Here is a 23,488-nt window from a genome sequence, read left to right as displayed (position 1 = left end):
GCTCTCGTGCGGCGCACCGCATCGTTCCGCCTCCGGCGGGACGGGCGGACGCGCCCGGGAGCCTGACGGGAGATTGCCCGGATGCTTGAGAACGAAGCCGATGCGGCCGCGGCCGAAGGCGCCGACGGGACCGTTGACGACGAGTCCGCGCGGACCGAGGGGACCGAGGGGGCGCAGAGCGCGAGCCCCAAGAAGGGGCGCACGGGCGTGACGTCGCGTCCGCGCCGCGCGAGCCGGCCCGCGGGCCCGCCGCCCGACGTGGAGGAGTCCCCTGCCGCGACCCCCGCCGCGCAGCCGGAGGCGGCCTCCGCCGAGAAGCCCGCGCCCGCCGAGGAGGCCGCGGCGCCCGCCGAGACGCAGGAGCCGGCCGAGCCGCCGAAGCGGACCCGGACCCGCGCGCGAAAGACCACGAAGGCCGCCGCCGAGACGGCCGAGCCCGTCCCGATGACCGGCGCCGAGACCTCGCCCGAGGCCCCCGCCGAAGAGCCCGCAGAGCAGCCCGCCGAAGAGGCGCCGGCGCCCCGCACCAGGACCCGCCGCCGCCCCGCCAAGGCCGCCGCCGAGGTCCCGTCCGTGCCGCAGGTCCCGGCCGTCCCGGTCGCCGGGGAGGTGCCGACACCCGAGCAGGTGTCGGAGACCGAGCCCGCGAGCGGCGTCGGCGTCCCCGGCGTGACGTTCCAGCCGCCGATGGTCGTCTTCCAGCCGCCGCAGCCCAAGGCCGAGGCGCCCGCCCGGCCGAAGGCCGCCGAGGCCGAGCCCGCCGTGCAGGACGCCGGCGAGGAGGACGAGGACCAGGACCACGGGCCCGCCGACGAGGACGACTCCGAGGACCGCCCGTCCCGCCGTCGCCGCCGCCGCGGCGGCCGCGGCCGCGGCCGGGGCGGCAAGGAGGGTGCCGAGGACGAGGGCGAGGAGACCGAGGGCGAGGCCGAGGCCGAGGAGCCCAGGGAAGAGCAGCCCGCCAAGCCCGCCAGGGCCGCCAAGGGCAAGGCGGCGAAGGGCGGCAAGGCTTCCAGGGCCAAGGACAAGGAGCAGGCCAAGGAGCCCAAGGCCGAGGAGCCCGAGCAGGGCGCCGCCGAGGGCGAGGAGGACGACGGGGAGGGCGGCACCAGCCGCCGCCGTCGCCGCCGCAGGCGCCGGTCCGGGGTCGACGGCGAGTCCGGCGGCTCCGACGACCCGCCGAACACCGTCGTGCACGTCCGCACGGCCCGCGAGGAGCGCGCCGCCGCCGAGGACGAGGTCCAGTCCGTGCGGGGCTCGACCCGCCTGGAGGCCAAGAAGCAGCGCCGCCGCGAGGGCCGCGAGCAGGGCCGCCGCCGCCCGCCGGTGATCACCGAGGCGGAGTTCCTGGCCCGCCGCGAGGCCGTCGAGCGGGTCATGGTGGTCCGGCAGGAGGGCGAGCGCACCCAGATCGCCGTCCTGGAGGACGACGTGCTCGTCGAGCACTACGTCAACCGCGCGACGCACCAGTCGTACGTCGGCAACGTCTACCTCGGCAAGGTCCAGAACGTCCTGCCGTCGATGGAGGCGGCGTTCGTCGACATCGGCAAGGGCCGCAACGCCGTGCTGTACGCGGGCGAGGTCAACTGGGACGCCTCCGGGCTGGAGGGCCAGCCCCGCCGCATCGAGTCGGCGCTGAAGTCGGGCCAGTCGGTGCTCGTCCAGGTCACCAAGGACCCGCTCGGCCACAAGGGCGCCCGGCTGACCAGCCAGGTCTCCCTCCCCGGCCGGTACCTGGTCTACGTGCCGGACGGCTCGATGACCGGCATCAGCCGCAAGCTGCCCGACAAGGAGCGCACCCGCCTCAAGTCGATCCTCAAGAAGGTCATGCCGGAGCAGGCGGGCGTGATCGTGCGGACCGCGGCGGAGGGGGCGACCGAGGAGGAGCTCGCCCGCGACGTCTCGCGCCTGGCCGCCCAGTGGGAGAGCATCCAGAAGAAGGTCAAGACGGCCTCCGCGCCGTCCCTGCTCTACGGCGAGCCCGACCTGACGATCCGGGTCGTCCGCGACATCTTCAACGAGGACTTCACCAAGCTGGTGGTGTCCGGGGCCGAGGCCTGGGACACCGTCTCCGACTACGTCCAGTACGTCGCCCCCCATCTCGCCGACCGCGTCGAGCGCTGGACCGGCGACCAGGACGCCCTGTCGGCGTTCCGCATCGACGAGCAGATCGCCAAGGCCATGGACCGCAAGGTCTGGCTGCCGTCCGGCGGCTCCCTGGTGATCGACCGCACCGAGGCGATGACGGTCATCGACGTCAACACCGGCAAGTTCACCGGGCAGGGCGGCAACCTGGAGGAGACCGTCACCCGCAACAACCTGGAGGCGGCCGAGGAGATCGTCCGCCAGCTCCGGCTCCGTGACATCGGCGGCATCATCGTCGTCGACTTCATCGACATGGTGCTGGAGAGCAACCGCGACCTGGTGCTGCGCCGCCTCGTGGAGTGCCTGTCGCGGGACCGTACCAAGCACCAGGTCGCCGAGGTCACCTCGCTCGGACTGGTGCAGATGACCCGCAAGCGGGTCGGCCAGGGGCTGCTGGAGGCGTTCTCGGAGACCTGCGAGTCCTGCAACGGCCGCGGCATCCACGTCCACCTGACGCCGGTCGAGCCGAAGGCGGAGAAGGCGGCCGGCAAGGAGTCCGGACGCCGCCGCAAGCGCAAGGGCGAGGTCGAGAAGGCCGTCGAGGAGAAGCTGTCCCGGCACGAGGCCAAGCCCAAGGAGCCCGCGGAGGAGCCCGCCGCCGAGCCCGTGAGCCCGGCCGCCGAGACGGCGCCGGTCGTGGAGGCCGCGCCCGAGCCGGTCCGTTCGCGGCCGAAGAGGTCCCGGCCCGCCAAGCGCCCGGCCGGCCCGCCGCCCGAGATCGACGAGGCCCCGGCGCAGGCCGCCGTGGAGGCCGCCGAGGCCGCCGAGGAGACCGCCGGCACCGCGCCGGGCACGCTGGACTCCGCCGAGCCGGTGCCGGTCGACGCGAACGGCGCCGAGCCGGCCTCCGGCGCGCCCTCCGGCGAGCCCGCGGGCGAGCTGAACGGCGCCGTGGAGGCCGCCGGCGAGTCCAACGGATCCGCGCCCGCGGGCGACCAGGACGGCGCCGAGCCCGCCCGTCGGCGCCGTGCCCGGCGCCCCCGCGCGACCGCGGCCCAGGCCGCCGACGGCGGCGAGTCCTCGGACTGACGCGGTAGCGGGGCCCTGGCCGGACGCGTTCGCGTTCCGGCCAGGGCATCCGGTACCCTTGACCTTCGGCGCGTCATCGGCGCGTCGCCCGAATCCGCACCGCGAGCCCCGTCCGGGGATCGTTCGGTGCTCACCTCATCGATCCGGTGGGGCACAGCAGAGAGCGCCAGGGTCCTCCTGGTGTGCCGCCCTCGGCCCGGTGCCGGGGGTAGGCCCCCGTCCGGGGGCTGGTAAGCCACGCGTGGGACCGGTTCACTCCGGAAGCGCGCGCAGACGAAGGGTTTCCGCGGTGTACGCGATTGTCCGCGCAGGCGGCAGGCAGGAAAAGGTCGCCGTCGACGACGTGCTGACCGTCGACAAGCTGGCCGGTGACGTCGGGTCGACCATCACGCTCCAGCCCCTGCTGGTCGTGGACGGCGACGACGTCGTGAGCCGCACGGCCGACCTCGCCCGCTACGAGGTGACCGCCGAGATCCTCGGCGCGGTCAAGGGCCCCAAGATCAACATCATGCACTACCGGAACAAGACCGGGTACAAGCGGCGGATGGGTCACCGTCAGCCGTACACCGAGGTCAAGATCACCGGTATCAAGGCCGGCAAGAAGTAAGGGAGAGCGGTCTCATGGCACACAAGAAGGGCGCATCGTCCAGCCGCAACGGTCGCGACTCCAACGCCCAGCGCCTCGGTGTGAAGCGCTTCGGCGGCCAGGTCGTCAACGCCGGCGAGATCATCGTCCGCCAGCGCGGCACCCACTTCCACCCCGGCCCGGGCGTCGGCCGCGGCGGTGACGACACGCTGTTCGCGCTGGTCGCGGGCGCGGTGCAGTTCCGCCGCTACCGCGGTCGCAACGCGGTGAGCGTCGTCCCGCCGGCGGAATAGTCCGCCGGGGGCAGCGACTTTTTGTTCGAAGGGGCGGACCGTTTCCGGTCCGCCCCTTCGCCGTTCTTACCAAGGTTTTCCTGAGGAGAGTCACCGTGGCCGCTGGAGCGGGATCGGGCGCGCAGTTCGTCGACCGGGTGGTGCTGCACGTCGCGGCGGGCAACGGCGGCAACGGCTGCGCCTCGATCCACCGGGAGAAGTTCAAGCCGCTCGGCGGCCCTGACGGCGCCAACGGCGGGCGCGGCGGCGACGTCGTCCTCGTCGTCGACTCGAACGCCGCGAGCCTCCTCGAATACCACCGGCGCCCGCACCGCAAGGCGGGCAACGGCAGGCCCGGCCAGGGCAGCCTGCGGACGGGCGCGGACGGCGACGACGTGATCCTGTCCGTCCCCGACGGCACCGTGGTGAAGTCGGGCGACACCGTCCTCGCGGACCTGGTCGGCGAGGGCACCCGGTTCGTGATCGCCAAGGGCGGCAGCGGCGGTCTCGGGAACGCGGCGCTGGCGACGGCGAAGCGCAAGGCGCCCGGGTTCGCGCTGCTCGGCGAGCCGGGCGAGGAGCGCGACGTCGTCCTGGAACTGAAGAGCGTCGCCGACGTCGCGCTCGTCGGGTTCCCGAGCGCGGGCAAGTCGTCGCTGATCGCCGCGCTGTCGGCCGCCAAGCCGAAGATCGCCGACTACCCGTTCACGACGCTGATCCCGAACCTCGGCGTGGTGAGCGCGGGCGACACGACGTTCACGGTCGCGGACGTGCCGGGCCTCATCGAGGGCGCCAGCGAGGGCCGCGGCCTCGGTCTCGACTTCCTCCGCCACATCGAGCGCTCCTCCACCCTCGCGCACGTCCTCGACTGCGCGACGATGGAGCCGGGCCGCGACCCGGTCAGCGACTTCGAGGTCATCGAGCGCGAGCTCCAGGCCTACGACCGGGTGCTGGGCGACCGCCCGCTGTCGGACCGCCCCCGCATCGTCGTCCTGAACAAGGTGGACGTGCCCGACGGCCGCGACCTCGCCGAGATGGTGCGGCCGGAGTTCGAGGCCCGGGGCCTGCGGGTGTTCGAGGTGTCGGCGGCGTCGCACGAGGGGCTGCGGGAGCTGTCGTTCGCGATGGCGGCGATGGTGTCGGAGTACCGCGCCTCGCTGCCGGCGGCGGAGCCCACCCGCATCGTCATCCGGCCGGAGCCGGTCGGCGGGGACACCGACTTCGAGGTCAGGACCCTCGGCGACAACACCTACCTGATCACCGGCACGAAGCCGGTCCGGTGGCTGCGCCAGACCGACTTCGCCAACGAGGAGGCCGTGGGCTACCTCGGCGACCGCCTCGCCCGGCTCGGGGTGGAGGACGCGCTCGCCCAGGCGGGCGCCAGCGCCGGCGCCACGGTCCTGATCGGCACCATGGACGACTCGATCGTCTTCGACTGGGAGCCGGAGGTCGCGGCGGGCGAGGGCACGACGGGCCCGCGCGGCACCGACCGCCGCCTGAGCGGCTGGTCCTGAGCTAACAGCCGGGGACGTGGGGACGTTCCCGTAGAGAGCAGTGGCGTGAGCGGAGCTGAGTCATGAGTGGGCGTGAGGCGGTCGCGAAGGCGCGGCGGATCGTGGTGAAGGCGGGCTCGTCCTCGCTGACCACGCCGCAGGGCACGATCGACGTGAACCGCGTCGACGCGCTGGTCGACGTCCTCGCCGCGCGCCGCGGCGAGGGCACCGAGATCGTGTTCGTGTCGTCGGGCGCGATCGCGGCGGGGCTCGGCCCGCTCGGGCTGACCCGCCGCCCGCCCGACCTCGCGACGCAGCAGGCGGCGGCGAGCGTCGGGCAGGGCCTGCTGTTCGCCCGCTACACCTCCTCGTTCGCCCGTTACGCGCTGACGGTGGGGCAGGTGCTGCTCACCGCCGACGACATGATGCGCCGCTCGCACCACCGCAACGCCCAGCGGACCCTCGCGCAGCTGCTCGCCATGGGCGTCCTGCCGATCGTGAACGAGAACGACACCGTCGCGACCGACGAGATCCGGTTCGGCGACAACGACCGGCTGGCCGCGCTGGTCGCGCACCTGATCCGCGCGGACGCGCTGGTCCTGCTCTCCGACGTGGACGCCCTCTACACCGGCGACCCGCGCCGTCCCGGGAGCCGCCGCGTCGACGACGTGCGCGGCCCGGACGACCTCCGGGACGTCGAGCTCGGGGGCTCCGGGCGGGTCGGCACCGGCGGCATGGTCACCAAGGTCGAGGCGGCGAGGATCGCGGGCATCCCCGTCGTGCTGACCAACGCCGCGTCGGCGGCGCGCGCGCTTTCCGGCGACCAGGTCGGGACGCTGTTCCACCCAGCCGAGGGCCGCCGGATGTCGACCCGCAACCTGTGGCTGGCGCACGCGACGACGGGCCAGGGCCGCGTCATGCTGGACCCGGGCGCGATCGAAGCGGTCGTGCGGCGCCGCAAGTCCCTGCTCCCGGCGGGGGTGACGGGCGTCGAGGGCGACTTCGCCGCGGGCGACCCGGTCGACCTGTGCGACACGGCCGGCACGGTCGTCGCGCGCGGCCTGGTGAACTACGACGCGTCCGAGATCCCCGAGCTGATGGGGCGCTCGACGCGCTGGCTGGCCCGTGAGCTGGGCGCCGAGTACGAACGCGAGATAATCCACCGCGACCATCTGGTGATACTTCGATGACGGGAGCCTGCTGATGAGCGACGAGCGCGAGGAGTTCCTGCGGGTGGCGCGGCGCGCCAGGGAGGCCGCCGCCGGGCTGGCTCCGCTGCCGCGGTCGGCGAAGGACGCGGCACTGAACCGCATCGCAGACGCCCTGGTCACCGCCGCCCCGGAGATCGTCAAGGCGAACGAGGCCGACGTCGCGCGGGCCCGCGGCAACGGCACCTCCGAGTACATGATCGACCGGCTGAGCCTGTCGGAGGAGCGGATCGCCGCGATCGCCGACGCCGTCCGGAAGGTCGCCGCGCTGCCGGACCCGGTGGGGGAGACGGTCCGCGGGAACGTCCTGCCGAACGGGCTGGAGCTGCGCCAGGTGCGGGTGCCGCTCGGCGTCGTCGGGATCATCTACGAGGGCCGCCCGAACGTGACCGTGGACGCCGCCGCGCTGTGCCTCAAGAGCGGGAACGTGGCGATGCTGCGCGGCTCGTCGTCGGCGTACGACTCCAACACGGTGCTGGTCGAGGTGATGCAGGGCGCGCTCACCGGCACCGAGGTCCCGCCGGACGCGGTGCAGCTCGTCCCGGGCACGTCCCGCGAGTCGGTGAAGCACCTGATGCGGGCGCGCGGCCTGGTGGACGTGCTGATCCCGCGCGGCGGCGCGTCGCTGATCAACTCGGTGGTGGAGGAGTCGACCGTCCCGGTGATCGAGACGGGCGTCGGGAACTGCGCGGTGTACGTGGACGCCGCCGCCGACGCCGACACGGCCCTGGACATCCTCCTGAACGCCAAGACGCAGCGTCCTTCGGTGTGCAACGCCGCCGAGACGTTCCTCGTGCACGCCGACATCGCCGACACGTTCGTCCCGCGCGCGCTGGAGGCGCTGGAGAGCGCCGGTGTCACGGTGCACGGCGACGAGCGGATCCGCTCCTTCGGCGCCAACGTCGTGGAGGCGACCGAGGACGACTGGTACGCCGAGTACCTCTCGCTCGACATCGCCGCCCGCGTGGTCGACTCCCTCGACGACGCCGTCGCGCACATCCGCCGGTACGGCTCGGGGCACACCGAGGCGATCGTCACGACCTCCCAGCCGGCCGCGAAGCGGTTCGTCGCGCTGGTCGACTCGGCGGCCGTGATGGTGAACGCCTCGACGCGCTTCACCGACGGCGAGGAGTTCGGGTTCGGCGCGGAGATCGGCATCTCGACGCAGAAGCTGCACGCCCGCGGCCCGATGGGGCTGCCGGAGCTGACGTCCACCAAGTACGTGGTGACCGGGGAAGGGCACGTGCGCGGCTGAGCTCCGGATTTGTGACATTTTTGCCATTGATGTCACGTGTGCGGGTGTGGTCTGATTCACGATTGTGACTCGTCAGTACAGCCGCCGCCGCGTCCTGCGGGACGCCGCCCTCGGCGCGGGGATCGCCACCACCGGACTGGCGGCCTTCCCCGCCCGTCCCGCCGCCGCGGCGCCCGCGCTGCGCGGTCCCACCGCCGGCACCACCCTCGACCGGACCTACCTGCTCGGCGCCGCGGGCGCCGGCGGGTACCGCAAGGTGACCACCGGTCCGGGTGAGCCGCACCTGCTGCGCCGCGACCTCGGCGGCGCCGCCTCCGCGCGGCGGGCCGCCACCCGCCGCGGCGTCCTGGCGTTCGGCCACCTCACCGACGTCCACATCGTCGACGCGCAGTCCCCGGCCCGCGTCGAGTTCGTCGACCGGCTCAAGGACGGCCTGGACGTCCTGCCGGTCGAGGGCGCCTACCGGCCGCAGGAGATCCTGTCCACGCAGGTCGCCGAGGCCATGGTGCGGGCGGTGAACCGGGTCGGGCGCGGACCGGCGACCGGGCTCGGCCTCGCCTTCACCATCAACACCGGCGACGCCGCCGACAACGTCCAGTACAACGAGCTCCGCTGGATCATCGACCTGCTGGACGGCGGGCGCATCCGCCCCGACTCCGGCGACCCGAACCGCTACGAGGGCGTCATGGACTGGGCGTCCTACGACCGCTCGTTCTGGCACCCCGAGGGCCCGCCGCCCGGCGCCCAGGCGGACCTGCCGACCACCAGGTACGGCTTCCCGCGCGTGCACGGCCTGATCGACGCCGCGCGCCGCCCGTTCCAGGCGACCGGGCTCGACGCGCCGTGGCTGGCCGCGTTCGGCAACCACGACGGGCTCGTCCAGGGCAACCTGCCGGTCAACCCGCTGGTCTCCGGCCTCGCCACCGGCGGCATCAAGATCGGCGCTCCGGCGGACCCCGGCCAGGCCGAGCGCCTCGCCCGCATGATGAGCCGGGGCGACGCCGCCGAACTCGTCCGCCTCAGCCGCGAGCAGGGCGGCGCGGGCGGCCTGTTCCGCCCGGTGACCCCCGACCCGGACCGCCGCATGCTGTCGCGCGCCGAGGTCGTCGCCGAGCACTTCAAGACCACCGCGTCCCTGCGCGGCCACGGCTTCACCCTCGCCAACCTCCGCGACGGAACGGCCTACTACGCCTTCGACAAGGGCGTCGTGCGCGGCCTCGTCCTCGACACCGTCAACCCCAACGGCTACTCCGAGGGCTCGCTCGACCGGAAGCAGCTCGCGTGGCTGGAGGCGCAGCTGAAGGCGGGCAGCAGCCGCTCCATCGCCCCGGACGGCACGGTCGTGAAGCGCGCGGTGAAGGACCGGCTGTTCGTCCTGTTCAGCCACCACCCCATCGGCTCGCTGGAGAACCCCCTCGGCGGCGACCGCGTCCTCGGCGACGAGGTCGAGGCGCTCCTGCTGCGCTACCCGAACGTCGTCCTGTGGGTGAACGGGCACACGCACCGCAACCAGGTCATCCCGCACGCGCGCAAGGGCGGCGGGGGCTTCTGGGAGGTGAACACGGCCGCGCACATCGACTTCCCGCAGCAGAGCCGCATCGTCGAGCTGGCCGACAACGGCGACGGCACCCTCTCGGTGTTCGCGACGGTCCTCGACTCCGCCGGGCCCGCCTCCTACGGCGGCCGCCTCACCGACCCGGCCGGGCTGGCGTCGCTGTCCCGCGAACTGTCGGGCAACGACTGGCAGGACCGCGACGAGAACCGCCGCGGCGAGGCCGCCGACCGCAACGTCGAACTCCTCGTCCCCGCCCCCTTCTGAGAACGGCGAAGGGCCGCCGCGTCCGTGTCGCGGCGGCCCTGGCTCAGCCCGGTCAGTTGCCGGACGCGGGCCCGTTGTCGCGCCGGGTGAACCGGTCGAACAGCCCGCCGGCGGCCCCCGCCGCGGCGTCGGCCATGTCGCGGACCTTGCCCACGAACGGGTCGGCCGTCCGCTCCCACGACTCGCGGTACGACTGCGCGGCCTCCTTGATCCCGTCGCGGACCGACGCGTTGCCGTCGTCCTCCCGGCGGGCGTAGTCCCCGGCAAGGATGCGGTCGTACTCGCCGCTGCGCGCCCACTGCTCGATCTCGGCGAACCGGATCACCGCGAACGGGTGCGACTGCCCGAGCAGGTTCATGAACTTCAGCAGCCCGTCCCGCACGTCGCCGGCCGCGTCGTACTCGCGCGCCTGCTGCAGGAACGCCTCGCTGCTCATCTCGCCGAGCCGCGTACCGCCCGCGAGCTTCATGTTCACCCGCTTGGCCGCGTCGAGGTCCTGCCCGGCGAGCAGCCCGGCCCGGTCCGAGGACAGCTCCGCCTTCCGGAACCACTCCCGCAGCCCGATGATGATCGCCGCGATGCCGACGTTGCCGAGCGGCAGCCACGCCAGCCGCGCCCCGAGCTGCAGCAGGATCTGCATCATCGTCTGGTACACCGCGTGCCCGGACAGGATGTGCCCGACCTCGTGCCCGACGACGAAGCGCAGCTCCTCCTCGTCCAGCAGGTCGATCAGGCCGGTGTTCAGCACGATGAACGGGTGGTCGGACCCGAGCGCCATCGCGTTCGGCGTCGGGTCCTGCCGCACGTAGAGCTCGGGGACCTCCGGCATGTCCAGGATGTAGGAGGCGTCCCGGACCATGTCGTAGATGTGGCGGAACTGGTCCTCCCCGACGCGCACCGTCCCGCCGAGGAACATCAGCCGCAGCGACCGCTCGTTGACCAGCCCCGACAGCTTGCGCAGCACGACGTCGAACCCGGAGAGCGAGCGCAGCGCGACGAGCGCCGAACGGTCCGCCGGGTGTTCGTAGGCCCGGGAACTGATCCCCGGGAACCGCGTACGTGCTCGATCCGGTGTGTTCTCCGTCATGTCTGGCATGGTAGTTCCGACGATCCACTTTGCCGCAGGGTTCCCCGCCGCGGGAGCCGCGTCCGGCTCCGGCCGCGCCCGGGAGGCAGCCATGTTCGACCCGAAGGCCGAGGCGATGTCCCTCGACGAGCGCGCCGCGCTGCAGCGGCACCGGGTGTGGGGGCTGGTCGACCGGCTCCTGGCCGCCGGCGGCGTGCAGGGCCGGCGGCTCAGGGAGGCCGGGGTCGGGCGCGGGGCCGACGTGACGCTCGCGGGGCTGCGGGACCTTCCGTTCACCACCAAGCAGGACCTCTGGGACCACTACCCGTTCGGGATGCTCGCCGTGCCGCGCGACCAGGTCGCCGCCGTGCACGGGTCCAGCGGGACGCGGGGACGCCCCACGCTCGTCGCCTACACCAGGGCCGACCTCGACCTGTGGGCGGCGATGTGCGCGCGCTCCCTGTCGTGCGCGGGGGCGTCGCCGGGCAGCATCGTCCACAACGCCTACGGGTACGGGCTGTTCACCGGCGGGATCGGCATCCACCAGGGCGCGGTGGCGCTCGGCGCGACCGTGGTGCCGATGTCGGGCGGCATGACCGACCGGCAGGTGCGCATGCTCGCCGACCTCCGTCCCGACATCCTCACCTGCACCCCCGCGTACGCGCTGCGGCTGGGGGAGGCCGTCGCCGAGGCCGGGGTCGAGCCGACGTCGCTCAAGGCCGGGCTCTTCGGCGCCGAGCCGTGGTCGGAGGAGCTGCGCACGGCCATCGAGGACGTCCTGCCGATCAAGGCGATGGACGTCTACGGGCTCTCGGAGATCATCGGGCCCGGGGTGGCCACCGAGTGCCTGGAGCAGGACGGCCTGCACGTCAACGAGGACCACTTCGTCGTGGAAGCCGTCGACCCCGCCACCGGCGTCCCCGTCGAGGACGGCGTTCCGGGCGAGCTCGTGTTCACCACCCCGACCAAGCAGGCGCTGCCGCTGCTGCGGTACCGGACGGGCGACATCGCGTCCCTCACCCGCGGCGAGTGCGCCTGCGGACGGACCCTGGTGCGGATGAGCAAGATCCTCGGCCGCGCCGACGACATGATCGTCGTCCGGGGCGTGAACGTGTACCCGAGCGAGGTCGAGCGGGTCCTGCTCGGCTCCGGGCTCGTCCGGCCGCACTACCAGCTCGTCGTGGACCGGCGCAGCCCCACCGCGCGGCTCATCGTCGCCTGCGAGGCCCTCTCCGGCGATCCGCGGGCCGCGCTCGTCCACGCCCTGTACGAGACGCTCGGCCTCACCGCCGAGGTCGCGGTCCTGCCCGAGGGGACCGTGCCGAGGGTGGAGGTGGGCAAGGCCGTCCGCGTCGTGACCTGGGAGGACGGCGGGCCGCCGCTGCCCGGCCTGGCCTGAGCCGCCGGGGGCGGAGGTTCCGGACGCGGACCGGCTGGCTATTGTCGTCGCTATGACGCAAAAGCGGCGCATGGGGATCATGGGCGGCACGTTCGACCCGATCCACCACGGGCACCTGGTGGCCGCCAGCGAGGTCGCGCACTTCTTCTCCCTGGACGAGGTCGTGTTCGTGCCCACCGGCCTGTCGGCCCACAAGGAGGGGAGCAAGGTCGCCGCCGCGGAGGACCGCTACCTCATGGCCGTGATCGCCACCGCGTCCAACCCGCGCTTCTCCGTCAGCCGCGTCGACATCGACCGGCCCGGCGCCACCTACACCGTCGACACGCTCCGCGACATGCGCGAGATCCAGGGTCCGGACGCCGACCTGTTCTTCATCACCGGTGCGGACGCGCTGGAGAAGATGCTCACCTGGCACGACACCGACGAGCTCTTCGAACTCGCCCATTTCGTCGGCGTCACCCGCCCCGGCCACCGGCTCGCCGACCCCGGGCTGCCCGACGGGCGCGTCTCCCTCATGGAGGTGCCCGCCCTGTCGATCTCCTCCACCGAGTGCCGCGAACGCGTCGGCAGCGGCGAACCCATCTGGTACCTCGTCCCGGACGGGATCGTCCAGTACATCAACAAGCGGGGGCTCTACCGCGCCGCCGCCTGACGGGCGCCGCGGCCACATATTCTGGACGGGGAACGGGGCCGCATCTGCCATTGCGGTCGAACAACAACAAAGAGGTCGATCGTCCGCCGCCCATGAGAAGGTGGGAGCGGAGACGACCCCTACAGGGAGGATCGCGAGCGCATCGTGACCGCATCCGAGAGGGCGGCGCAGCTCGTCCGGATCGCCGCCGAGGCGGCGGGCGACAAGCTGGCCGACGACATTCTTGCCTACGACGTGAGCGAGCAGCTCGTCATCACCGACGCGTTCCTGCTCTGCTCGGCCCCCAACGACCGCCAGGTCCGCGCCATCGTGGACGAGGTCGAGAAGCGCCTGCGCGAGGAGGCCGAGGCCAAGCCCGTCCGCCGCGAGGGCGAACGCGAGGGCCGCTGGGTCCTGCTGGACTACGCCGACATCATCGTGCACATCCAGCACGAAGAAGACCGCATGTTCTACGCCCTCGAACGGCTCTGGAAAGACTGCCCTCTCATCGCCCTGCCGGAGAGCGTCACCGCCCACCAGGCCCAGCGCGCCCGCGCCGTCGGGAGCCCGAGTGAGTGACGCCCGCCCCGCCCGCGAACCGGGCAGACGCCGCCTCGTCCTCTGGAGACACGGCCAGACCGCCTGGAACGTCGAACGCCGCTTCCAGGGCAAGACCGACATCCCTCTCGACGAGACGGGCGTCGCCCAGGCCCAGCGCGCCGCCCGGCTCCTCGCCGGCCTCCGCCCCACCGCGCTGCTCTCCTCGCCGCTGCGCCGCGCCGCCGACACCGCCCAGGCCCTCGCCGAGGTCACCGGACTGCCCGTCGGCTACGACCGCGACCTCATCGAACGCGACGGCGGCGCCTGGGAAGGCCTCACCTCCCGCGAGATCCGCGAACGCTACCCCGCCGAGCACGCCGCCTGGCAGCCGCCCGGCGGCGAGACCAGCGCCCAGGTCGCCAAACGGGTCGGCTCCGCGCTCGAACGCGCCCTCGACGAACTGGAGCCCACCGGCCAGCTCGTCGTCGCTTCCCACGGCGCCGCCCTCCGGCTCGGCATGTCCCACCTCCTCGGCCTCCCCGAAGAGACCTGGGAGCGCCTCGGCGGCCTGTCCAACTGCTGCTGGTCCGTCATCACCGAGATGCGCAACGGCGGCTGGCGCCTCGCCGAACACAACGCCGGCACCCTCCCCGAACCCGTCCTCAGCGACGACCGCCCCGACGCCGGCACCTGACCAAACGATTCGAGACCAGCCCCGGCCGTCCTATACACTGGCTGGGCGCCGCGGGATGAACGTCCACGCGGCGGCGGGGCTATGGCGCAGTTGGTAGCGCGCCTCCATGGCATGGAGGAGGTCTGGGGTTCGAATCCCCATAGCTCCACGAACGGAGTTGGGAGGACCGTGCCCACGGAAAGCGTGGGCCGGGACTCCCTTCTTCATGTCTGCCTGGGGGGCGACCCCCAGACCCCCGATGTGGGGGCTCCGCCCCCACGCCCCCTCCCGGCTGAGGTTCCTGGGCATCTGCGGGTTGGTGTGGCTTGCTCCTGGTGATTTGGGGCTTCGCCCTTGCCCCCTCTCGGTTGAGGTTCTTGGGCGTCTGCGGGGTGGTGTGGATTTGCTGTGGGCGGTCTGGGCGGGGGCGGGGGATGGTTTCATGCGGGGTATGGGAAGACACCGCAGGGGGGCTCCGCGGGAGGTCACCGTGGCCGACCTCATCGATGAGCTGCGCCGGTTCGATCCGGGCGCCGAGGTGCGGCTGGCCATCCAGCCGCGGATGCCGCAGGAGCACGCCGTCGGGGCCGTTGCGCAGGCGGACGGGATCGTCTGGATCGGCGACGGGGGGCAGCGGGGCTACGCGCCCGACGAGGTCGGCGAACGCCTCGGGTGGGGCTGACGCAAAGCCTTCACCATGGCGGCGGCTACCTTTCCTCCGCCCGCGCTTCACCTTGTCGATCATGCGGGAAGGCCCTCACGTGGCGATGCATGATCGAGATGAGGGTTGACCCCATGAGAAGCCGGTTCACCGGGAAGAGGATGCTGCTGGCCGCAGCGGTCGCCGGAGCGTCCGTCGCGGCGGCGGCCGCTCCCGTGCAGGCCGCTCCGCCGCCCGACTCGGAGGCCAACCAGGTCGACGACTGCGCCGAGGCGCTCAACGTGCTGTCCTCGTTCAAGCTGCTCCCGAACCAGCCCGACCTCGGCCGGACCCTGTGCTCCATCGCGAAGCAGCAGAGGGATCAGAAGGACAAGTACACGAACGAGGTCCACACCGAGTACACCGACGACAACGGCAAGAAGGTCGAGAGCGACACGTCCCTCGGCTCGGTCGAGTGGCTCAAGAGCTTGACCGTCCACGTCCCGACGGTCAACGACCACTGGTACGTCTACACCTCGAAGAGGCCCTGACCCGCGCGCCGGCCGCGGAGGGTCGCCCCTCCGCGGCCCGCGCGTCCCAACCGCTCCCAACGTGCACTAAGCTTTTCCTCGCGAGGGGCTATGGCGCAGTTGGTAGCGCGCCTCCATGGCATGGAGGAGGTCTGGGGTTCGAATCCCCATAGCTCCACGAACGACTCAGGAGTGGTCGCCAAAGGCGCCACTCCTTTTCGTTTCTCAGGCCGTGAAACGCAGGACGGCGCCCACGTGCAGAGTGGGGGCCTGGCCGTTCGTGGGCAGGACGACGAGTTCGCCGTCCGTCGCGGCGGCCGCTCGCACCAGGGCGGCGTCGGCGCGGACCTCGCGGGGGTCGGCGACGCCGAACTCCTCACGCAGCTCCTCGGCGGTGGTGGCGACCTGGGACGGATCGGGGCCCACCCACAAGCGGGCCTGCGAATCCGGTTCGTCCGCCAGCAGGAGCGTCTCCACCCGGGCCTGCCGCACGGCCTCCGTCGTCGCGTCCAGTCCGGAGACGGCGCGCTGCCCGTTGGCGAGTTCCCTGTCGAAGCGCGCCGCCACGGTCATGATGCGCTCGGTCGACTTCAGCTGCAGGAGGCGGCGCAGTTCGGCGTCGAGGTCCGGGTCGTCGACCGTGGTGTTCTTGTCGGCCTCGACGGTGTGCTCCAGGACGTGGTCCGAGACCTCCTCCAGGACGGCCGTCCGGGCGCGGGTGTCGCCGGCGATCACGACGGCCTCGGCGCCGCAGCGCTCCGCGGCCCGGTCGATCTCGTGGGCGACCTTCTTGGCGTTGAGCTTCCAGACGTTCTCCGAGGAGCGCTGGAACCGGGACTGGTTCCAGTCGCCCGCCTTGACCTTGCGGATGGGGTAGTCCTCGTCCCCGTCCACGTCGATGCGCTCGTGCTTCCCGTCGGCGGTGACGCAGTCGATCACGCCGCCGCGCCGGTCGACCACCGCGAGCAGGTGCGGGAACCGCTCGCCGCGCTCGACGAGGTAGGGCAGGACGTCGGGGAGCGGGGCGAGGGTGGCGCGCGTGCCGCGGGGCGGGCCCGGGAGGCGGTCGCTGTGCACGACCTCACCGTCCGCCGCGAAGATCACGATGCCTTCGGAGCGGCGCCGCGCCATGTCGTCCTGGACGGTCTGCTCGATCGCCCGGAGCGTGGCGTCCGGCGTGTGCTGGGCCTCCAGTTCCGAGCGCAGCGCCCGCCACCGCAGCTCCGCGGCCTTGGACGCGTCCTCGGTGGTCCGGGTGAGGTCGGCGTACACCGACGCGTACGGTCCCGGCCGTTGGTAGAGCGTTTTGAGGAATGCCAGATCCATGGGTTGGCCGTACCCCCCGTATCTGTGACAAACGTTTCGGTTGGGACGTCAGCCCTCGGCGGACTTCTGGAGCCGCGCGTAGGCGAGCTGGAGCCAGTCCGACCCGGCGACCGCGGTCATCGTGGCTCCGGCGAGCCGGGTCGCGTCCGGGGCGAACACCAGCCCCGCCGCGTACGCCGTCGCCACCCACTGGGCGGTGCAGAACGGGCACGTGATCAGCTCGCCCACGGCGTGCCGGACCCCCTTGCCCCGCACCTCCTCGGACAGCTCGGCCGGGCCGGCCGTCCCCGAGTAGCGGGTGAACGGGGCGCGCAGCGGGCTCGTCACCGGGTCCTTGGTGATCAGCCGGGACGCCTTGTGCGTCGTGACCGTCATCAGCGCCAGATCGGCGAGGCCGATCGCCGGGGTGCGGTCGCGGAGGCGGCGCCCGAGCAGCGCCAGCGTCGCCGTGGTGAGGCCGTAGACGGCGAGCGTGCCGAGGTACGAGCCGAGTGGCCGGTCCTCCCCGGCCGCGTACTCCTCCTTCTGCTTGCGCGCGGTGTCGACGACCGCGTTCATGGGCTCTCCTTCGTTCGGGGGGACGAGTGCGCGGCTCGCCGTCCTCGGCGGGGCGTCTCTAGTGGTCGCGCAGCGCCTTGACCAGCTCCGACTTGGTCATCGAGGAGCGGCCCTCGACACCGATCTCGCGGGCGCGCTTGAGGAGGTCGTCCTTCGTCCAGTCGTCGTAGGAGGGGCTCTTGCCGCCCTTGCGGCCGATCGTCTTCTCGCCCTGGTTCGCGGACGCGTTGGCGATCCGCGCCGCCTTCTCCTTGCTCTCGCCCTTGTCGCGGAGCTCCTGGTACTTCTTCTCGTCCTTGATCTGTGCTCTGGGCATAGGGAATCCGTACCCGGCTCGCGGGATCCACACATCGGGGACAATGGCTCCCGGGAAGGGGGCCATCGTGCGCATCGGCATCCTGGGACCGCTCGACGTGCGGGACGGGGCGGCGCGGCCCGTCGAGGTCGCCGGCCGCAGGCTGCGGGCCCTCCTCGTGCGGCTGGCGGCCGAGGCGGGCCGTCCCGTGTCGGCCGAGCGGCTGCTCGACGACCTGTGGGAGGGCGCCCCGCCCGGCGGGAACGCGCTCCAGGCGCTCGTTTCCCGGCTGCGCGGCGTCGCCGGGCGCGACATCGTCGAGCACGGCCCGGCCGGCTACCGGCTCGGGATCGACCCCGCCGAGATCGACGCGGTCGCGTTCGAGCGCGGCGTCTCCGCCGCCCGCGCGGAGCAGGACCCCTGCGCGCGGGCCGAGGGCCTGCGCACGGCGCTCGCCCTCTGGCGCGGACCCGCCCTCGCCGACGTCGCCGACAGCGATTTCGCCTTCCCGACCATCGCGCGGCTGGAGGAACTGCGGCTCGCCGCCGTGGAGGACCGCGTCGACGCCCAGATCGCCGCCGGGCTCCCCGTCCCGCCCGTCGCCGAACTGGAGCCCCTCGCCGCCGCGCACCCGCTGCGCGAGCGGCTGCGCGGCCAGTTGATGCGCGCCCTCTACGCGGCGGGACGCCAGGCCGACGCCCTGGAGGTGTACGAGGAGACGCGGCGCGCCCTCGCCGACCGGCTCGGCGTCGACCCGTCCCCGGAGCTGGCCGCCGTCCACCTGTCGATCCTCCGGCGCGAGGCGGCGGCCCCGCCGACCGAGCCCGCGCCCGCCGCCCCGCGGCCCGCGCGCACCAACCTGCCCGCCCAGCTCACCAGCTTCGTCGGCCGGGAGGAGGAGTCGCAGCGGGTCGGCAAGCTGCTCCGCGAGACCCGCCTGGTCACCCTCACCGGCCCCGGCGGCGCCGGCAAGACGCGGCTGGCGGGGGAGAGCGCCGCCGCCCTCGTCGACGAGATGCCGGACGGCGTGTGGTTCGTCCCGCTCGCCCCGGTCAGCGACCCGGGCGACGTCGTGCACGCGGTGCTGTCGGCGCTCGCGGTCCCCGAGACCGTCCGCCCCGCCGAGACCCGCGTGGCGGTGCGGCCCCTCGAACGGCTCACCGACTTCCTCGCCGCCAAGCGGACCGTGCTCGTCCTCGACAACTGCGAGCACCTCATCGACGCCGTCGCGCGGCTCGTCGACCACGTCGTCGCGCACGCCGACGGCGTCCGCGTCCTCGCGACCAGCCGCGAACCGCTCGGCATCACCGGCGAGTCGCTGTGCCCGGTGCCGTCCCTCCCGCTGCCGACCGAGGACGCCGCCGACCCGGCCGACGCCCTCGGCTACGCCTCGGTCCGCCTGTTCGCCGACCGCGCCGCCGCCGTCCGTCCCGGCTTCGCCGTCGACGCGGGCAGCGTCGCCGACGTGGTCGCGATCTGCCGCGAGCTCGACGGGATCCCGCTCGCGATCGAGCTGGCCGCCGCCCGGCTGCGCTCCCTCACCCCCGGACAGGTCGCGGCCCGCCTCGGCGACCGGTTCCGGCTGCTGACCGGCGGCAGCCGCACCGCCCTGCCCCGGCACCGGACCCTGCGCGCCGTCGTCGACTGGAGCTGGGATCTGCTGGACGAGGAGGAGCGCACCGTCCTGCGCCGCCTCTCGGTGTTCGCCGGCGGCGCCACGCCGGACGCCGCCGTCCGCGTGTGCGGCCTCGACGCTCCGGACGCCCCCGACCCGCGGGACGTCATCGACGTGATCGCCGCGCTCATCGACAAGTCACTGGTGATCGCCGACGGCGACGCCGAGGTCCGCTACCGGCTGCTGGAGACCGTCCGCGTCTACGCGGGGGAGCGGCTGGAGGAGGCCGGCGAGACCCGCCGCGTCCGCGACGCGCACGCCGCCTACATGGTCGAGTTCGCCGAGCGGGCCGAGCCGGAGCTGCGCCGCCACGACCAGCTGGTCTGGTCCGCCCGCCTGGCCGCCGAGCGCGAGAACTTCAGCGTCGTGTTCCGGCACGTCACCGAGACCGGCGACGTCGAGTCGGCCCTGCGGCTCGTGGCCGGGCTGGTGTGGTTCTGGATCCTGCGCGACATGGAGCGGGAGTCGGGCGGGTGGACGGTCGTCGTCCGCGACATGGCGGGCGGCGCCGCGCCTCCCGGCCTGGAGGAGGCGTACGCGCTGTGCGTCGTCTTCGCCACCCTCGTGACCGAGCTGACCGATGTGGCCGGGCCGACGAGGGAGTCGATGCAGGCGGCGGTGAAGAGGACCCTGAGCGTCGTCCCCGGGTCGCCCGCGCATCCCGTGCTCGCGCTCGCCGAGACCGGGGCCGCCATGTTCGGCGGCGACGTCGAGGGGATCCGGCGCAGCCTCCACCGCATCCGGGAGCACGCCGACCCGTGGGTGCGGGCCGTCGTCCGCGTCATCCTCGGGCACATGGGCATCAACACCGGCCAGATCGACGACGCCGCCGAGCAGGCCGCCGACGGCTACGCGCGGTTCCGCGAGCTGGGCGACCGGTTCGGAATGATCGTCGCGCTGAGCGGCATGATGCAGGCCGCCGTGGCGCGCGGCGACCTGACGGAGGCGCTCCGCCTCGGCGAGGAGGCGTACGGCTACGTCACGGGCGGAGTCAGTCCCGAGCAGGGCGCCACGCTGCTCGCCCACCTCGCACGGGTGCGCGCCCGGCGGGGCGATATCGCGCGCGCCCACAGCGACCTCGAACAGGCCATGGCGCAGGCCGAGCGGGTCGGCGAGTTCGCCGAAGCCGCGACCTCGTCTCTTCTGCTGTGCGAGCTCGCCTTGCAGGAGGGTGACCGCGGGGCCGCGCGCCTTCATGCCGATCGCGCGTGCGCGTGGGTCCAGTCGCGCGGGCATCGTCCTGACTTCGCGCAGGCCGTCCGCAAGACGCACAGCCGCCTCGGCTGCCTCGCGGAGGAGGACGGCGACCTGGAGGCCGCGAAGCGCTGGCACGTCCAGGCGCTGAGCGATCTGCAGAACGACGTGCTGCTGGGAAACCCGACCGTGGCGGACGTCGTCGAGGGCGTCGCCGCCTACGCCGCCGCGCGTGGGAAGCACGCGCGCGCCGCCGAGCTGCTGGGCACGGCGCACAACCTGCGCGGCTACGGCGACGCGGGGAGCTACGACGTCGGCCGGACTCTGTCGCTCGTCCGCGGCGTCCTCGGCGAGGAGGCGTTCACCGCCGCGTACGAGCGCGGGCGGCGGGTCACCCGGGACGACGTCTTCGACCAGGCGGACGGACTGGTCACCTTGCTCTGATCGCATGCGCTCTCCGGGCGGTCGTTCGGCACCGGAAAGGCGCGTCGCCCCGGAGACCGACTCTCCCGGGGCGACGCGCGTTCGGAGGCGAGGCCGGACGTCAGGCCCTCCGCGAGTACATGCGCATGGCCAGCGGGAACGTGACGACGACGATCCCCGCCGCCCAGGCGAGCGTGTACCAGACGTGGTTGCCGACGGGGCCGCCGACGGTGAGCGCGCGCACCGACTCCGCCAGGTGCGTGATCGGGTTGACCTTCGTCCACGCCTCCAGCCAGCCCGGCATCGTGGACGTGTCCGGCACGAGGATGCTGCTGCCGAACGTCAGGGGCATCACCCAGATGAACGCGAGCCCCTGCACCGTCTCCGGCGTCGGCGCGACCAGCCCCACGAGCACGGAGATCCAGCAGACGGCCAGATAGAAGACGTAGGCCAGCGCGAACGCCGCGATCACCGACAGCGGATCGGTGTGGAACCGGAAACCGAGGACCGACCCGAAGGCCACGAGCACCGTCATCACGGTGATGAACCGGACCGTGTCGCCGAGCACGGTCCCGAGCAGCGGCGCCGAACGAGCGATCGGCAGGCTCCGGAACCGGTCGAACACGCCCTTGTGGATGTCCTCGTTCAGCGCCGTCCCGAGCCCCATCGTGGCGAACATCGCCATCTGCGCGACGAGCCCCGGAAGCAGCTGCTGCAGGTACGAATGCGTGTCGCCGGCCACCGCGCCACCGAACACGTACAGGAACAGCAGCAGGAACACGATCGGCATCAGCGTCGTGTCCAGCAGCTTCTCGGGCGAGTGCTTCAACTGGGAGACGTTGCGCCACGCCAGCGTCAGGCCGTGCCGCAACGTCCTTCTCATGCTGATGCGCGCGGGCGGTTCTGCGGCGGACGGACGGCTGTCAACGGTGATGGCGGTCATGTCAGGCTCCCTCGGGAACGAGTTCGGGCGTGGGTTCTTCGGCGTGGTGGCCCGTCAGTGTGAGGAACACCTCGTCGAGGCTCGGCATCCGCAACGCCAGCTCGGACGCCACGATGGACGCCTCGTCCAGCCGCCGCACCAGAACCGACAGCAGGCGCGGATCGTGCACGGGCGCCGTGACCAGACCCGCGGCCTCCTGGACCTCCGGACGCTCCCCGGTCAGCTCCGCCACGATCGCGGCGAGCTGCGCCGCGCGGAACGGCTCGGCCGCCCGGACCACCAGCGTGCGCCGCCCGATCCGCCCCTTCAGATCGTCGGAGGTGCCCTCCGCGATGACCCGCCCCTGGTCGAACACCGCGATCCGGTCGGCGAGCGCGTCGGCCTCCTCCAGGTACTGCGTGGTCAGCAGCACCGTCGCCCCCTCGGCGACGACCTCCCGGACCGTGTCCCAGACCTCGTTGCGCGCCCGCGGGTCCAGGCCGGTCGTCGGCTCGTCCAGGAAGATGATCTCCGGGTGGTTGATCAGGCTCGCCGCCAGGTCCAGCCGCCGGCGCATCCCGCCGGAGTACGTCTTCACGGCGCGGCCGCTCGCGTCGGTGAGCCGGAACCGGTCGAGCAGCCGCCGCGCCCGCGCCTTCGCCTCGGCGCGGCCGAAGTCCAGCAGCCGGGCGATCATCACGAGGTTCTCGAAGCCGGTCAGCTCCTCGTCCACCGACGCGTACTGCCCGGTCAGCCCGATCTTCGCCCGGACGCGCACCGCGTCCTTGACCACGTCGAACCCGCCCACCTCGGCGCGTCCGGCGTCCGGCTTCAGCAACGTCGCCAGCACGCGCACCGCGGTGGTCTTGCCCGCACCGTTCGGTCCGAGGACCCCGAGCACCGTCCCCCTGCGGGCCGCGATGTCCACTCCGTCCAAGGCCTTCGTGTCCCCGAACCGTTTCCGCAGCCCCTCCGCGCGGATCACATCGTCCATCTGAGTGCCTCCCGTAGTTCTTTCGCTGTGACGGTCACCACCGTGGGCCACGTCGCTGACGCCACGCGGACACCGGTGCGCGGACGCTGACGTGACGCTGACGGGCCGGTGACGCCGGTGACTTGAACCGCGCGTGACCTGGGAGTTTCGGTGAAGGGACGAACAGGTGGCCGGTCCCGATTTGACGGGCCCTCCGAGGCTGCCTAATCTCTGTGGTGCCCCAAGGGGATGCGGGACGCCGACAGGCGGACGGCCCCGGGGGACACTGACAGAGGAAAACGGTTCGCAGCGTTCTGCGCACCGGGGTACTCTTGAAGGACAAGCCCGGACGGGATGCAGGACGCCGCAAGGTGGCCGGCCCGCAGGGCGCCTCCCACGGAACGATCTCTCCGAGTCTCTGGCTTGGTGTCGTGTCGTCGCGTGGGGGACGGGCACACCTTCGACGGGCAAAAAGATCTTCGCAGATCGACTTGACAACGAGGATGAGCCTGGTAAGTTAGCAGGGTTGCCCCGGAGCCGGGGTCCGCGAGAGCGGGGGTCGGCGCGGTGGGTGTCCGTTTCTTGAGAACTCAACAGCGTGTTAAAAGCCAGTGCCTTTATCGGCCCGGTCTTTTTCGACCGGGTCGCCCCGTGCCATCTCTTCGGAGGTGGTGGGGATTTCTTTGAGGCAATGCTGTCCCTCTTTGTGGGGGATGGTGATGCTGGGATTGTTTCCTGAGGTTTGGCTGGTCGGGGTTCGCCCCCTGGCTGGTCGTTGGACCTTGATGGAGAGTTTGATCCTGGCTCAGGACGAACGCTGGCGGCGTGCTTAACAC

20 protein-coding genes and 2 tRNA genes are annotated in these 23,488 nt (G+C 72.7%); 16 read left to right on the top strand and 6 right to left on the bottom strand.

Going from position 1 to position 23,488, the window contains the following annotated elements:
• Positions 1–81: 81 nt before the first annotated feature.
• The 7 genes from ABD944_RS26035 (at position 82) to ABD944_RS26005 (ending at position 9,807) form a co-directional block, all read left to right on the top strand.
• Positions 82–3,174, top strand: coding sequence for an Rne/Rng family ribonuclease (locus tag ABD944_RS26035; protein WP_345180830.1), 3,093 nt, complete (start codon positions 82–84; stop codon positions 3,172–3,174).
• Positions 3,175–3,463: 289 nt separating this feature from the next.
• The gene (gene rplU, locus ABD944_RS26030) at positions 3,464–3,781 is read left to right on the top strand and encodes a 50S ribosomal protein L21 (RefSeq protein WP_179836635.1); all 318 of its coding nucleotides are present in this window, start codon (positions 3,464–3,466) and stop codon (positions 3,779–3,781) included.
• Between the two features lie 14 nt (positions 3,782–3,795).
• Entirely contained in the window at positions 3,796–4,053 is a 258-nt protein-coding gene (rpmA, locus tag ABD944_RS26025) for a 50S ribosomal protein L27 (RefSeq protein WP_067640985.1), read from the top strand.
• 95 nt (positions 4,054–4,148) lie between these two features.
• Positions 4,149–5,546, top strand: a complete 1,398-nt coding sequence (gene obgE, locus ABD944_RS26020; RefSeq protein ID WP_345180825.1) for a GTPase ObgE — start codon at positions 4,149–4,151, stop codon at positions 5,544–5,546.
• A 62-nt stretch (positions 5,547–5,608) separates the two neighbouring features.
• On the top strand, positions 5,609–6,715 hold the full coding sequence (proB, locus tag ABD944_RS26015) for a glutamate 5-kinase (RefSeq protein ID WP_345180823.1): 1,107 nt from the start codon (positions 5,609–5,611) through the stop codon (positions 6,713–6,715).
• A 13-nt stretch (positions 6,716–6,728) separates the two neighbouring features.
• The gene (locus tag ABD944_RS26010) at positions 6,729–7,988 is read left to right on the top strand and encodes a glutamate-5-semialdehyde dehydrogenase (RefSeq protein WP_345180821.1); all 1,260 of its coding nucleotides are present in this window, start codon (positions 6,729–6,731) and stop codon (positions 7,986–7,988) included.
• A 64-nt stretch (positions 7,989–8,052) separates the two neighbouring features.
• Complete coding sequence (locus ABD944_RS26005) at positions 8,053–9,807, top strand: TIGR03767 family metallophosphoesterase (RefSeq protein ID WP_345180818.1); 1,755 nt, start codon at positions 8,053–8,055, stop codon at positions 9,805–9,807.
• Positions 9,808–9,859: 52 nt separating this feature from the next.
• Here ABD944_RS26005 and ABD944_RS26000 read toward each other — a convergent pair whose 3' ends face one another.
• Positions 9,860–10,894: a M48 family metallopeptidase gene (locus tag ABD944_RS26000; protein WP_345180816.1), complete on the bottom strand. Its 1,035-nt coding sequence runs from the start codon at positions 10,892–10,894 to the stop codon at positions 9,860–9,862.
• Between the two features lie 91 nt (positions 10,895–10,985).
• Between ABD944_RS26000 and ABD944_RS25995 the strand changes: the two genes are divergently transcribed.
• The 8 genes from ABD944_RS25995 to ABD944_RS25960 all read left to right on the top strand — a co-directional run bounded on the left by ABD944_RS25995 (position 10,986) and on the right by ABD944_RS25960 (position 15,464).
• On the top strand, positions 10,986–12,272 hold the full coding sequence (locus ABD944_RS25995) for a phenylacetate--CoA ligase family protein (RefSeq protein WP_345180814.1): 1,287 nt from the start codon (positions 10,986–10,988) through the stop codon (positions 12,270–12,272).
• A 52-nt stretch (positions 12,273–12,324) separates the two neighbouring features.
• Complete coding sequence (gene nadD / locus ABD944_RS25990) at positions 12,325–12,924, top strand: nicotinate-nucleotide adenylyltransferase (protein WP_345180812.1); 600 nt, start codon at positions 12,325–12,327, stop codon at positions 12,922–12,924.
• Positions 12,925–13,068: 144 nt separating this feature from the next.
• Positions 13,069–13,482 carry a ribosome silencing factor gene (rsfS, locus tag ABD944_RS25985; protein WP_345180809.1) on the top strand — a complete coding sequence of 138 codons (414 nt, stop codon included), beginning with the start codon at positions 13,069–13,071 and terminating at the stop codon, positions 13,480–13,482.
• Entirely contained in the window at positions 13,475–14,137 is a 663-nt protein-coding gene (locus tag ABD944_RS25980; RefSeq protein ID WP_345180807.1) for a histidine phosphatase family protein, read from the top strand. Before rsfS ends, ABD944_RS25980 begins: the two co-directional genes overlap by 8 nt.
• A gap of 75 nt (positions 14,138–14,212) precedes the next feature.
• A tRNA-Ala gene (locus ABD944_RS25975) sits at positions 14,213–14,285 on the top strand.
• A gap of 321 nt (positions 14,286–14,606) precedes the next feature.
• Entirely contained in the window at positions 14,607–14,798 is a 192-nt protein-coding gene (locus tag ABD944_RS25970) for a hypothetical protein (protein WP_345180804.1), read from the top strand.
• Positions 14,799–14,911: 113 nt separating this feature from the next.
• Entirely contained in the window at positions 14,912–15,307 is a 396-nt protein-coding gene (locus ABD944_RS25965) for a hypothetical protein (RefSeq protein WP_345180802.1), read from the top strand.
• Positions 15,308–15,391: 84 nt separating this feature from the next.
• Positions 15,392–15,464: transfer RNA gene (locus tag ABD944_RS25960), tRNA-Ala, on the top strand.
• 47 nt (positions 15,465–15,511) lie between these two features.
• Here the strand turns inward: ABD944_RS25960 and ABD944_RS25955 are convergent.
• The 3 genes from ABD944_RS25955 to ABD944_RS25945 are packed head-to-tail and all read right to left on the bottom strand — an operon-like array spanning position 15,512 to position 17,486.
• Entirely contained in the window at positions 15,512–16,612 is a 1,101-nt protein-coding gene (locus ABD944_RS25955) for a baeRF2 domain-containing protein (RefSeq protein WP_345180800.1), read from the bottom strand.
• A 48-nt stretch (positions 16,613–16,660) separates the two neighbouring features.
• Positions 16,661–17,170, bottom strand: a complete 510-nt coding sequence (locus ABD944_RS25950; protein ID WP_345180798.1) for a DUF1360 domain-containing protein — start codon at positions 17,168–17,170, stop codon at positions 16,661–16,663.
• A gap of 58 nt (positions 17,171–17,228) precedes the next feature.
• Entirely contained in the window at positions 17,229–17,486 is a 258-nt protein-coding gene (locus ABD944_RS25945) for a DUF7218 family protein (protein WP_345180795.1), read from the bottom strand.
• 67 nt (positions 17,487–17,553) lie between these two features.
• On the opposite strand from ABD944_RS25945, the gene ABD944_RS25940 reads away from it, so the two are divergent.
• The gene (locus ABD944_RS25940; protein ID WP_345180793.1) at positions 17,554–20,778 is read left to right on the top strand and encodes an ATP-binding protein; all 3,225 of its coding nucleotides are present in this window, start codon (positions 17,554–17,556) and stop codon (positions 20,776–20,778) included.
• 100 nt (positions 20,779–20,878) lie between these two features.
• Here ABD944_RS25940 and ABD944_RS25935 read toward each other — a convergent pair whose 3' ends face one another.
• Positions 20,879–21,700, bottom strand: a complete 822-nt coding sequence (locus tag ABD944_RS25935; RefSeq protein WP_345180789.1) for an ABC transporter permease — start codon at positions 21,698–21,700, stop codon at positions 20,879–20,881.
• 1 nt (position 21,701) lies between these two features.
• Positions 21,702–22,673, bottom strand: coding sequence for an ATP-binding cassette domain-containing protein (locus tag ABD944_RS25930; RefSeq protein WP_345180786.1), 972 nt, complete (start codon positions 22,671–22,673; stop codon positions 21,702–21,704).
• Positions 22,674–23,488 lie beyond the last annotated feature (815 nt).

The sequence above is a fragment of the Actinomadura verrucosospora genome (assembly GCF_039540335.1).
Classification (GTDB): Bacteria; Actinomycetota; Actinomycetes; order Streptosporangiales; family Streptosporangiaceae; genus Spirillospora; species Spirillospora verrucosospora.
The sequence above is the reverse complement of the archived record's forward strand: the minus strand, read 5'-3'. Positions and strand labels throughout refer to the sequence as shown.